Genomic DNA, 10,405 nt, shown 5'->3' with positions numbered 1-10,405 from the left:
ATTTTCCTAGAAAAATGTAACCCTTTAAACTGTTACATCATCCAAAAGCATTGCCATCACTGACCTAAATGATGTGTAACAAAAATACTGTTACAAATACTGCGGTCGGCTCGGGCTTGGTGGCCAGCTTAAGGGTACGCGGCGTACCGGATGTAAGCTGGCGCATTGATTGCTTTCGGGCTATTGATTATGATTGAAAGTTAATCACCCTCTTGGAAAAGCATATCAATGAATGAAGCCAGCTCCCTCACCCACGAAGCCGATAATTACCGCCAGACCGCCTGGGAGCCTGCTGCCAAAATGCTGAAGGAAGAGCGTACTATGCGCTCAGTGACCAAGATCGTGGTCAAGGGTGCTGTGGATGTGGTCTTCTTCCGCGAGTCCTCTTCTCAGCTAGTGGTTGCGAGTGATGAACAAAGCTTAATCAAGAACGTCATTACTCGATTTGAGGGAAGCAAGCTGGTGATTGAGCAAGAAGGCGTCTCTATCAGTGGTGGTGGCCGCAGCATCAATGTCTCTGGTAACGGCAATATCATCGCTGGTGGCAATATTTACATCAGTGGCGGTCGTGGAAAGCAGACAATGCGGTTCCCTGGCTCAGTAGGAGATTTCGCTATCGACCAAGGCCGTTGCTTAATCGGGATCACAATGCCTGAAGCACCACTGATCCGGGTGAAGTCGAGTGGCAACGTAACGCTATATGACCTTGATCAGCCAGTGCTCGATGTTAGCGTGCAAGGCTCAGGCGACATAACGGCATTCGGACGTGTTGAACTATTGGATGCTGAAGTGGCAGGTTCGGGCGATGTTGATGCCAGCGAGCTGGTATCAAGGGCAGCTAAACTGTCGGTTGCCGGTTCTGGAGATATTGATGCCTTCGTGACAGACAACGTAAAAGCACGTGTGGCAGGGTCAGGTGACATTGTGGTTCGAGGAAGCCCAGCAACTCGCGACCACAACGTCTTTGGTTCTGGCGATATCAAGTTCAAGAAGAAGTAGGAGGAGTTATTGATATGGGTACCAACTTAAAGACGCGATCCGTTACTGCCCATGTGCCTGAAGATATGGCTGCTCGTGTTGATGCTGCTGTTGGCCGATTGGAACGTTCCAAAAACTGGATTGTTAAACAAGCATTGGCCGACTGGCTCGATCAGGAAGAAGAGCGCAGCCGGTTGACTCGCGAAGCGCTGGCAGATGTGGACGCGGGGCGGGTCATTGATCACCAGGCGGTGCAAGCCTGGGCCGATAGCTTAACCACCGACTCACCATTGCCGGTACCTCGCTGATGGAATTGGTGTGGACAAGCAAAGCGCTATCCGATTTAGAAAGGCTGTATCTGTTTTTGGCAGCCGTAAACCAAATAGCGGCTGCCAAAACCGTCCAGCAACTGACTGCAGCACCAATTACGCTTCCGTCCAACCCTCGCATAGGCGAGCGACTTGACGAGTTTGAGCCGCGTGATGTTAGGCGAATGTTTGTTGGGCAATATGAGCTGCGGTACGAAATTGCGGATGCCACAGTATATATTTTGCGAATGTGGCATACCCGTGAGAACCGCTGACCTAAATTGACAGCTATCGATTTCAGAAATAGTTGCGATGTTTCAGAAATAGCCGCATTGCCCCGTTCACAATGACTGGCCATCGATGATTTCCCTGGGATGGCCTAGTACTTCGACATCATCGAAACCGCTGCCATGTCCATCTAAATAGACTGATGCCCATATGTCGTTCTGCTCGGGCTCTCGATCAGCATCAAATGGATTGTTGCGCATAGTGCCATTTTCCCTGTCCTTCTTACCCGCGCTATAGGCTGAATCCGCAATCCTATGGTATTCCTCCGCTGAAATGCATGGGTTCTCTGCTCGGCGCGCAGCACTTCGAAACCCACCTAACCAGAAGTGTTGCTCATCATTAGTAAGGGTGCTCGGCATATCACACTCGCGCTTCCCTTTCTGGAACGCCTCATCGCCTACATAAAAATAATCCACCGGCTCCATACCTTCCTCCTTTCACACCCAGTGTGTCGCTCCAATTTCTGAACTTTACATGGCTGTCGCATCAATTTCTCAAACTGACAGCATCGCGATTATCTTATCCTTGTAACATCACCTCCGCGCCTATTAACCTCTGCTAATAATTTTCGATTTTTAAGCACTAACCCCTCATTCTCTTGCTTCAACAATAAGTTTTGTTGCTGAATAGATTTATTCTCAGTGCTTAAGCGCAGGTTCGCTACAGCAAGCTTTTTTAGGTCGGCCTCTCGTTCTGCAACAGCCTCACGTAATTCCTTTAGCAAGAGGTCAGCATCTTTAAGCGCAGTCTCTTTGCCCGCCAGCTTTTCCCTAGACGTTTTGTTGTTTATTTGGCGTATTTGATCGGCAAGAGCAGGGTAGCGGTTGTGAATCGTAGCATTGCTGATACCAGCTTCCTCGGCAACTGAGGCAATACTCAGCTTGCGTGTAGGCGCAACAACTTTTGGCCGGCCCTTGTTGATTCTGATAATGGCAAGCTCAATCGCACGCTTTGTTTTATCACGGCTCATCCACGCCTCCTAAAGGCGGTCTAAATAGCCGCGACGGAGGTTCTGGTAGGGGATGTGACGTCACTGTATGTCCTAGCTCTGAAAGTACACGCTCGGCTTCTCTAAGATGCTTTCCTGCACGCTCCCAGGCAGGGTCTCCCAAGTCAGGCCAGGACAGCACCTCAATCTGCTGCTCCCGGATGCGTTGCCATATAATCAAGTGGTTCTGGTCTATCACTCCTTCCGCGCAATTGGTGCAGCGGATAGCATCATAAAGTCCTTCACCACCGCATCCTTTTGTGGTTGCGAGGCACCAGGAATGACCGGTACCACGAATAAAGATGCCTTCTCCAACCGCTTTGGCTAGGGATTGCGGGTCTTTCGCGGTTTTAATCTCAGCGCGGCCTCGAAAACGCGCTATGTCTTGGGCTCTACCACCAGCCAGGTCATGACCTGGCGTTAGCCATCCAGCAACAATGTTTGCCTGCAATTCGTCCCTTTTGGACATGACAGCATCAAACAGAGTGTCATCGAATAAGGGGTCTTTGGCGTAGTGCAGCGTCATATCTATCGACCAGTGCTTAAAGTGGTGGCGTAGATAGCGGACATCGCCCAAGACATTTCTAGCGACAAACACCGCAAACGTCCTTCTGAACTGGTGTGTTGCTAGAGGCCAATACTTATCTGGAACGATTGAGTTACGGTCAATGACCTCTGATAAGTCCTCATTATTAACCAAAAGGTTAAATCTTTCAGAAAGAGATTTTAGTTGCAGGTTAGATGAGTTGTTTTGCAGGAATTCTGGTCGTGTACCCAGAGCTTTCCAGCTAACAAAAAGGTTATTCAACAGTATCGCAGAGTCATCGTTTTGGTTAATCAGTTGAGCGTTACTGCTTGCTATTTCCGCCTGATGGAACCCAATATAAGGGACTAAAGGCCTTTTAATCTCAACAGCGACGTTAACCGCTTTTTCAACGACCCCTGGCACCATCCATTTCGCAGGTTTAGGTTGATCTTCCAGTTTGTACGTGAGCCCATGCAGCCAGCAATACAGCTCACCGCTCATATCTGTCGAACTCTCAAAACAGTTCGTTTGAAGTGAGGTAATTTCTGAGTCACGCATTCCGCTGAACATCGCAATTATTACGTAACAACATGTTCGTAGAAATCTAACTTCTGTGTCTAGTTCCGTCAGGTGTTTGAAACCATTGGCCAGGAGGCTAGGTTTCATTTTTGAGACAGCTCTAACCCTTGCGATCTCATAGATAGCTTTATCTAGGGGTTGGTTGCGTTTAGAACTCCCCGCTTTTAGCCTTTTTTCAACATGGTACTCGGCAAGCTCAATTTCATCACGATACGCAGTATGAAAGGCCTCCCAAACTCGTAAAATGCGCTCTGATTCGTACTCAATGAACGTAAGAGCTTGCTTGCCTACAATCTCATAGATACGTTTTGGAATGAGCTCTGTCTTAACGTCATACATGCCATCAGTTCTTCTTGCACCTACTAATGTGTACACCGTCTCTTCAGGCCAAGGGTGCTCAGCCATTGGGCTATCCATCTGATGCCTAAACAAATAAAGTAGCTCTACCACTTCTAGCCTTGTAATTTTCAACCTTTGTTTAGTGCTGTCATCACCGATAATAGAATGTGCGTACTGCATGCACATCTTAGGTGATAGTTCGCTAAAAGATATAAGATTGACTGTATTCATCCAGCGAATCAAAGCCTTTAAGTTTGTCCAGTCTGTTTTCAGTGTTGCTGCTTTAATATACTTTCCAGTGCGTGGAGATTTCGCTAGCCAGCGAGCGTATAAAAAGGATTTAACAGCGTTTAAAAGTTGATGATGCGTTTCGCTGATAAGGCTAACGCCAGGTGAAATATCAAAATCAAAATTGATACACGTCGTACCATAATTCTTATTATCAATGTATGGAGCAAAATCCCACTTATGATCTTCGTATTTTGAGAGAGTTAGTTGCTTTCCGTCCGCATTGGATACGTAGGTGATGGCGATATCGTGACGGTCTTCGGGTACGATTTTACGGAGTGTCGCACAAGGGGGTCTTTTCGTACCTAGCGTATTGTAGCTCAACCTTCACCTCCCAAAAGGGTTCTATCCCGCCACATAGGGTGTGGGGAAGCTAGTGCGCGTTGTCTCTCACGCTCAACAATAATTGGATCGAAATGAGGCGCTATATCGTTGTCGATTGCTCTAATCACCCACGCATAAACTGATTTCCAGCGTGATTTGCCTAGCAGGCCGCGCTCTTTGATAAGAAGCCAATAGAAACTAAACAGCCGGTATAAATCAGATTCAATGACGACTTGATTAGGGCATCGGAAGCAATGGAGAAACCGTTGGCAATTGGCCGTACCATTCCGGGGAGCAAACCTTCCATTGAGGGGGTCTGTACACCTAGCAACCCCGGTGTTTAAAGCGCCAGACAGCAAAAGGTCAACCTTTTCAGGAGTCATGGCCAGCTTGGCAGATAGCTCATCGCGAAAATGCTGATCGTGAATCTCGCCGGTCATAATGCCCTCCAGTATGCGACCAACAAATTTATGGTTCCGCTCCATGTCTGGCGTTACTGCTAAGTAGTGGCTGTCAGTCATACGAGGGCTGTTCCCTGCAAGTTGTGCTGTCTTAAACAGGTTTCCACCCGTTAATTGCCACATTCTCATCGTGAACGTTTTCCGCAGCCGCGACACATTTACTTTGAGTGGCAGGGGTTCGCCATTCTGGCCTTTCCGATCACTTTTGATCTGATGCCTGGACACTAGCGCAGTGGTTTGCTGTGCTATGTCAGCATCATTAAGACAGGTAACTCCGCGCCCCTTGGCCCGATACAACCAAGCCCTATCTTGTAAGTCCTTTGGTGCTAAATCTATGAATTGAGCTGAGCGGGAAAGAGCCTCCCTGTAAAGGGTTACTACATCGCTTGGGACTGTCGTTGAATCATCATCATTAGAGTGATATCTGAATGACTGCCGGTGAATCTTGAAGCCTCGACGTTTGTAAACTTGAAGAATACCCATGTCTGGCTTTAAAGGATGATCTGTAATGGCCGCTCTACCCAGCTCCAGTAAGGGTGTTAAGTTACGACCGCTACGGGCCGCTATGAGCAAGAGATAAACGGACATTGCGGCTGCCTCGCTACCGTTTGGTAGCTGGCCAGCGCGGATTAACGCTAGGTCTTTGAGAAGCGCGGATAGCAGGCGTTCAACCTCCCCTTGCGAGAAGCCTTGATGGCCAACGTAAGCTCTATCAGCGTTAGGAAATGGTGCCTGGGGGAAAATATCGATGCTCAGCAGACCTGCTCGAACGCGGTTCATTAAAACAGATTTAGTCGCATTATAAATCGCTCGTGCAGACGTGACAGAGATTGGCCCTTTGCCTCTCGCGGGCTGGCGTTTTAGCCATTCGGTATACCGTTCAACGGTACGTGGAGTGATGTCATCAAGAGTTACAACCATACGGCCCTTTGATGACTCTTCATCCAGGTACTTGAACCAGTAGCTCATCCCCGACGCACAAAAATTCTTAATGGTTGAGGGGCTGACGCCTGATAATTGCATGGCGTGAATAGCCGAATGCATCTCCCTCACTAGCAAAAGCCTTGAGCCTGCTGTGGGTGATCCAGGTGTTGTCACCCACTTGTCGAAATGGAATGTCCTGTTCTCAACATCAATTCTCAAGGTTCCTGCTGACTTTGGAGCTGACTGAATCGAAACCACTTTTTCAGCCGGAGCCCCATAGTTCTTTCTTGGCTTAGCCATTGGAACTCCCGAGCATATCTAACTCTTCTTGGTAAGCATTGAGCTCGGATGACTCCATCAGATCAATGCAGTGGAGGTAAATGCTTGTTGTCTGGATGCTGCTGTGTCCAAGCCGATCCCGAACCCAAGCTAAAGCCTGACCCATTGGCATACGCTGTGACTGATGCAATAACTCGAAGGTGGCAAAAGTATGTCGTAGCATGTGCGGTGTGACTCGAAAGGGGAGGGTTGGGCATTTACCCGCCCATAAACGCCTATAGGCATTGTTGAGACCCTTTTCGCTGAATGGCTGGCCTTGTGCATTCAAGAACGCTGGAAGGGCGTTACCGGGCATATCGAGGCGTTTCATCTTCGCTCTCAGGGCTCCCTCACCGTAAGAAAGAAAATCAAACAGCTCTCTCATAATGTGCCAGCCCACGAAAACCGTTCTGGGCTTGGAGTTTTTAAGCAGCATGTCTGCAGGGTTTAAGTCGATACGTATTCGCTTACGTACATCAAGCCCTGTTGGGTCGAACACATATTTTCTTGGGAACGTCCTGCATTCCTCATTCCGCAGGCCCGTCTGAAGCATCAACACTGTCATCATGCGAAGTGTTTTCGTCGGACATGCTTGAATTAACAGCTTTGATTGATCAAGTGAAAGCAGCTTGGGCGGCTCACGAAATACTTTTAAGCGCAGGTCATCGCCTTCTGTTCTTTTTGCAGAATGAGCATGCCGCATGAAGCCTTGACTGTTGCCTGCTACGAATTTAGGTGAAGCATCCCAGGGCACTGCCGGAACGTGACCCCTTTTTTGCGCCCATTGATAGAATCCCATGAGGCAGGTTAGCCGTTGATTAATAGTGCTGGGTTTGATTGATCTGATACCGGTTGCTGGGTCTACCAGCGAGATCGACCAATTTCGGTAAGAGGCTAGGTTGCTTATGCCCGTCTTGGCATGTCCAGCACCAGGAACGAGTGACCAATCAAGCTCATTGGCTTCAAGCCAAGAAAAGTAGTCATATAACGCTTCGCCGTGATTACGCCACGTTTTTGGGCTGCGAGTTTTCCCCCTCTCAAGGGCCAAGTACATGAGATAGTCGTTAGCGACCTCTACCAATTCCATGTGCTGATCTAGCAGAAAAGGAATGCCAACAAATGGCTGTCCATGTTGGGTGAATGTATCATCAGTGAACAGCAGCCTCATGGGCGTATTTCCTACGATTCGGCTTCTTCGTCTACTAAAACGAGCTGAATTTCCTGCTCCTTAATCTCCAACTGGTAGAGTCGAGCAAAGCGTCTCTGCCAGGTTTGTATGGCTGCTTTGGCATCGTTGGGATCATCGAAAAGTTGAATGCTTTGGTGTACATACTCACAATCATCCAGCCCATTAAGCCAAAACTGTTTATCAACTGGTGTTAAGGGCGTATAAAATCGCTCATCGTCGCAATCATCTATTTTCGATACAGCATACTTACCCATATCTTCTGGGCGAATGTCGATTTCCCACTGGAGAATAGACCGTCGCTCTGGGCTATTTTTCCATTCCACACCATTAGGTGCAGTCGTCTTACCACCAGCACATACTTCTATTTTGGTAAGTCGATATTTACCTGCCCTAGTTTGAAGAAGCCATGGTTTGGCAGAGGTGGTATCAAACGATTGGTCGGTCATATTGGATTTCACTTCTCTGTAACAATTAGCCGTTTAACAACTGAATTACCTACTGTGGTGAACTCATAACGTGAGAAACCCAGCGAGCGAATTAGGCCAAGACGCGCAAGTGCCTTCATGCGTTCGGAGGGAACGTCATAACCTTGGCCGTCTTCACTTGTTTCACAGAAGCGTTTGAGGTCTTCCGATTCCTGCTCAGTAAGTGACACCGACACTTCAATAGTCTGGCTGCGCATAGTCTTCCTCTTAAAATAAACGGTGTATATTTGGAATGTTTTGCTCATTCAAAATTTGTTCTGCTCGACGCTCCCAGTATCGGGTTGGCGGCAAGAACAACAAAGGAAGCGACACTATTCCGAACAGCGCGACCAAGCTCCAACCCCTGATAAAGAGGTTTAAAGGAATGTCTGCCCAAATCTGGGAAAGCTGGGGTAGGCCAAGAAATATGCATAGCAATAAAACGCCACTTCCCGTCACGGAGAAGGTTGCGATTTTCGCAATATAATAAAGCCATGCCTTCAAGCTCGCATACCTGTTCGCTGGATCAGCCTTGAGAGCTTCTACTGTGGTCGCAATCGCAGCTTGGTAATCCTGCCAACGCTCTTCAAGAATTCTGCTTACTTCGTCGCTCATTGGAATTCATTTCCCTCCCTGTGGGGTGGAGTGCGTTTCGTAAACGTGGCCGGGGATTAGATCATCACCGCTCGCATTGACCAAGACAGGTTTCATCCACACGAGTTTTCTGAGTCCACTGCCTCTGGTTCCATAGGGCTGTCTGCGCCAATGCCCTCTGCGCCAGTGAGTGAGAACGCTCCGCTCTGATAAGCTATTTCGATAAGCGCTTGCTGTCTTTCGCCCAACGAATGCTACCTTCCGGTAACCCATGCTTTGGAGTTTACTTTGGGAACGTTTAGCTTCCTTGGTATCCCCTTTATTGGCCTTCGCCATAAGCTTTGCTGGTGTGTAGGCAGGGTAATCAAGAACCACGTCATCTTTCTCAGACGTTAGAAATAGAATGGCGTTGATGACTATCTTAAGTAGTTCTGGGGCCGTCTCTCTCCAAAGCAGATGATCTTCATCAGGTCGCCAATCATCCCTGACCTTTTGCAAAGTTTTGGTAGGCCGGACATGCGATGGATCAGCGGCCTGCATGCTCTGCCATTCATCTTCGCTCATGATCAAAAATGGATTTTCGAACTGCCGTTTGTATGCTTCGATGATTGGCGTTTTTTTACCGGTTTGGTAATTCCCATCTTCGCCCTGATGAAACTCAAACATTAAGCTGTAGCTCATACCATGCTCAGCACAACCATCAGCAAATCCTGGCACGAAATCAATTATCAGGCTGCCTTCGTCTAAGCCACGTACGGAATGGGTGGATCGCGATACGTAAGCTCCTTCAATGGGTATTCCCAGATCATCATCCTGTTCCCACTCTGGCACGACGATGCCCGCTTCTTCACCAATATGGATATAGAATGTCTCGTAAGGGAGGTTGATATCTTCAATGATGATGTCATCGACAGAAGTTTTTTTGAACAGCGTCACAAGCTCTGGAGCAAGGTCGAAAATGTTAGACCCATGTTTCTGGAAGTCGCCTATTGCGTAGGCTGTGTCTTCAGGTAAGACTTCAGGAAACTCACTGTCTGGATCAAAGTCACGCGGAAGCACTTCGGCCCAGGCTGCTGGATGATACTTGCTAGCTGTTTTCACTTGAATCTCCCATAAAGTAGTTAGTGGCTTAGCCTGTTCATCATTTAAAGCTTTTACCATGTGTTGCCAGAGATTCAGTTGCTTCAATCAATTCGCGGCAACGCTTCGTCAGCATCTCTCTTGATGGAGCTAAGTCGTCTCCGCAATTTGTACCTGGATCAATACAGACTCCCACCATCCTTGCAGCATCAGCAGCTCTACCGTGAGCTTGAAAAAGGGCTTCGGCTTTCGCTTTGAGATTGTCGTACTCTTCTTGTTGCTCGCGATTCATGAACATCACATGCTCCTTTTTCTGTATAGCCCGGCAACCTGTAAGAACCTGTATTTTCAGTATGATTAAAGCACCATTACTCAGGTGGCAGCGTTATGGTCTCATTCTGAAACCGCGCTGTTCTGACGGCTTTCTCAAGCACAGTTTCAAGTTCAGCTAAAGAATTGCAATCAAAAATCTTAGCTCTAACCATCGCTATGCCAAAGCCTACACCTCGGTCAAATTCGGACAAGCAGTTAGAGCATTTATCCTCTCTCCCGTCCTGTGCTTGGTTGTCACCCCCTGTCCCAATTCCTTCATCATGTTTTGAAGCTACCGACTCGTTTTTTTCTGATTGCATACTGATCAGCCTCGCATTTTTAAGTAAATCGCACTGTAGATATGAAGTCTCTACCTATCCAGCGAATCTTCCAATCTTACTGTAAAGTATAGAATGAATTAGTAACAGAATTATAGTTACCCTTC

13 protein-coding genes are annotated in these 10,405 nt (G+C 47.8%); 3 read left to right on the top strand and 10 right to left on the bottom strand.

Features of this window, described 5'->3' with window-relative positions; genetic code table 11:
- The first annotated feature begins 228 nt into the window (after positions 1 to 228).
- From ACT3R4_RS17710 to ACT3R4_RS17700, 3 genes are read left to right on the top strand one after another with little or no spacing between them, the layout of a single operon-like run.
- A complete protein-coding gene (locus ACT3R4_RS17710; RefSeq protein WP_442353092.1) occupies positions 229 to 999 on the top strand; it encodes a GIN domain-containing protein in 771 nt (256 codons plus the stop codon).
- Between the two features lie 14 nt (positions 1,000 to 1,013).
- Positions 1,014 to 1,286: a CopG family ribbon-helix-helix protein gene (locus ACT3R4_RS17705; RefSeq protein ID WP_442353093.1), complete on the top strand. Its 273-nt coding sequence runs from the start codon at positions 1,014 to 1,016 to the stop codon at positions 1,284 to 1,286.
- Positions 1,286 to 1,561, top strand: a complete 276-nt coding sequence (locus ACT3R4_RS17700; protein ID WP_442353094.1) for a type II toxin-antitoxin system RelE/ParE family toxin — start codon at positions 1,286 to 1,288, stop codon at positions 1,559 to 1,561. The genes ACT3R4_RS17705 and ACT3R4_RS17700 overlap by 1 nt, the downstream gene beginning before the upstream one ends.
- A 66-nt stretch (positions 1,562 to 1,627) precedes the next feature.
- On the opposite strand, the gene ACT3R4_RS17695 is transcribed toward ACT3R4_RS17700, so the two are convergent.
- The 10 genes from ACT3R4_RS17695 to ACT3R4_RS17650 all read right to left on the bottom strand — a co-directional run bounded on the left by ACT3R4_RS17695 (position 1,628) and on the right by ACT3R4_RS17650 (position 9,946).
- On the bottom strand, positions 1,628 to 1,999 hold the full coding sequence (locus ACT3R4_RS17695) for a hypothetical protein (protein ID WP_442353095.1): 372 nt from the start codon (positions 1,997 to 1,999) through the stop codon (positions 1,628 to 1,630).
- An 89-nt stretch (positions 2,000 to 2,088) separates the two neighbouring features.
- Positions 2,089 to 2,544: a hypothetical protein gene (locus ACT3R4_RS17690; protein WP_442353096.1), complete on the bottom strand. Its 456-nt coding sequence runs from the start codon at positions 2,542 to 2,544 to the stop codon at positions 2,089 to 2,091.
- Positions 2,534 to 4,618, bottom strand: a complete 2,085-nt coding sequence (locus ACT3R4_RS17685) for a site-specific integrase (RefSeq protein WP_442353097.1) — start codon at positions 4,616 to 4,618, stop codon at positions 2,534 to 2,536. The genes ACT3R4_RS17690 and ACT3R4_RS17685 overlap by 11 nt, the downstream gene beginning before the upstream one ends.
- A complete protein-coding gene (locus tag ACT3R4_RS17680) occupies positions 4,615 to 6,303 on the bottom strand; it encodes a hypothetical protein (protein WP_442353098.1) in 1,689 nt (562 codons plus the stop codon). Before ACT3R4_RS17680 ends, ACT3R4_RS17685 begins: the two co-directional genes overlap by 4 nt.
- On the bottom strand, positions 6,296 to 7,489 hold the full coding sequence (locus tag ACT3R4_RS17675; protein WP_442353099.1) for a tyrosine-type recombinase/integrase: 1,194 nt from the start codon (positions 7,487 to 7,489) through the stop codon (positions 6,296 to 6,298). Before ACT3R4_RS17675 ends, ACT3R4_RS17680 begins: the two co-directional genes overlap by 8 nt.
- An 11-nt stretch (positions 7,490 to 7,500) precedes the next feature.
- Positions 7,501 to 7,956, bottom strand: a complete 456-nt coding sequence (locus ACT3R4_RS17670) for a hypothetical protein (protein ID WP_442353100.1) — start codon at positions 7,954 to 7,956, stop codon at positions 7,501 to 7,503.
- 8 nt (positions 7,957 to 7,964) lie between these two features.
- Positions 7,965 to 8,192, bottom strand: a complete 228-nt coding sequence (locus tag ACT3R4_RS17665) for a hypothetical protein (RefSeq protein WP_442353101.1) — start codon at positions 8,190 to 8,192, stop codon at positions 7,965 to 7,967.
- Positions 8,193 to 8,202: 10 nt separating this feature from the next.
- A complete protein-coding gene (locus ACT3R4_RS17660) occupies positions 8,203 to 8,589 on the bottom strand; it encodes a hypothetical protein (protein WP_442353102.1) in 387 nt (128 codons plus the stop codon).
- Positions 8,590 to 8,595: 6 nt separating this feature from the next.
- The gene (locus tag ACT3R4_RS17655; RefSeq protein ID WP_442353103.1) at positions 8,596 to 9,729 is read right to left on the bottom strand and encodes an AcrVA2 family anti-CRISPR protein; all 1,134 of its coding nucleotides are present in this window, start codon (positions 9,727 to 9,729) and stop codon (positions 8,596 to 8,598) included.
- Positions 9,710 to 9,946, bottom strand: a complete 237-nt coding sequence (locus ACT3R4_RS17650; RefSeq protein WP_442353104.1) for a hypothetical protein — start codon at positions 9,944 to 9,946, stop codon at positions 9,710 to 9,712. Before ACT3R4_RS17650 ends, ACT3R4_RS17655 begins: the two co-directional genes overlap by 20 nt.
- Positions 9,947 to 10,405: the final 459 nt, after the last annotated feature.

This window comes from Halomonas sp. AOP7-E1-9 (assembly GCF_052376035.1).
GTDB lineage: Bacteria > Pseudomonadota > Gammaproteobacteria > Pseudomonadales > Halomonadaceae > Vreelandella > Vreelandella citrativorans.
This window is presented reverse-complemented; position numbering and strand designations above follow the sequence as displayed.

Excerpts from the sequence above, each read along its gene's own strand:
- ACT3R4_RS17710 (WP_442353092.1), top strand. The coding sequence starts at position 229 with ATGAATGAAGCCAGCTCCCTCACCCACGAAGCCGATAATTACCGCCAG.
- ACT3R4_RS17705 (WP_442353093.1), top strand. The coding sequence starts at position 1,014 with ATGGGTACCAACTTAAAGACGCGATCCGTTACTGCCCATGTGCCTGAA.
- ACT3R4_RS17700 (WP_442353094.1), top strand. The coding sequence starts at position 1,286 with ATGGAATTGGTGTGGACAAGCAAAGCGCTATCCGATTTAGAAAGGCTG.
- ACT3R4_RS17695 (WP_442353095.1), bottom strand. The coding sequence starts at position 1,999 with ATGGAGCCGGTGGATTATTTTTATGTAGGCGATGAGGCGTTCCAGAAA.
- ACT3R4_RS17690 (WP_442353096.1), bottom strand. The coding sequence starts at position 2,544 with ATGAGCCGTGATAAAACAAAGCGTGCGATTGAGCTTGCCATTATCAGA.
- ACT3R4_RS17680 (WP_442353098.1), bottom strand. The coding sequence starts at position 6,303 with ATGGCTAAGCCAAGAAAGAACTATGGGGCTCCGGCTGAAAAAGTGGTT.
- ACT3R4_RS17675 (WP_442353099.1), bottom strand. The coding sequence starts at position 7,489 with ATGAGGCTGCTGTTCACTGATGATACATTCACCCAACATGGACAGCCA.
- ACT3R4_RS17670 (WP_442353100.1), bottom strand. The coding sequence starts at position 7,956 with ATGACCGACCAATCGTTTGATACCACCTCTGCCAAACCATGGCTTCTT.
- ACT3R4_RS17665 (WP_442353101.1), bottom strand. The coding sequence starts at position 8,192 with ATGCGCAGCCAGACTATTGAAGTGTCGGTGTCACTTACTGAGCAGGAA.
- ACT3R4_RS17660 (WP_442353102.1), bottom strand. The coding sequence starts at position 8,589 with ATGAGCGACGAAGTAAGCAGAATTCTTGAAGAGCGTTGGCAGGATTAC.
- ACT3R4_RS17655 (WP_442353103.1), bottom strand. The coding sequence starts at position 9,729 with ATGGTAAAAGCTTTAAATGATGAACAGGCTAAGCCACTAACTACTTTA.
- ACT3R4_RS17650 (WP_442353104.1), bottom strand. The coding sequence starts at position 9,946 with ATGTTCATGAATCGCGAGCAACAAGAAGAGTACGACAATCTCAAAGCG.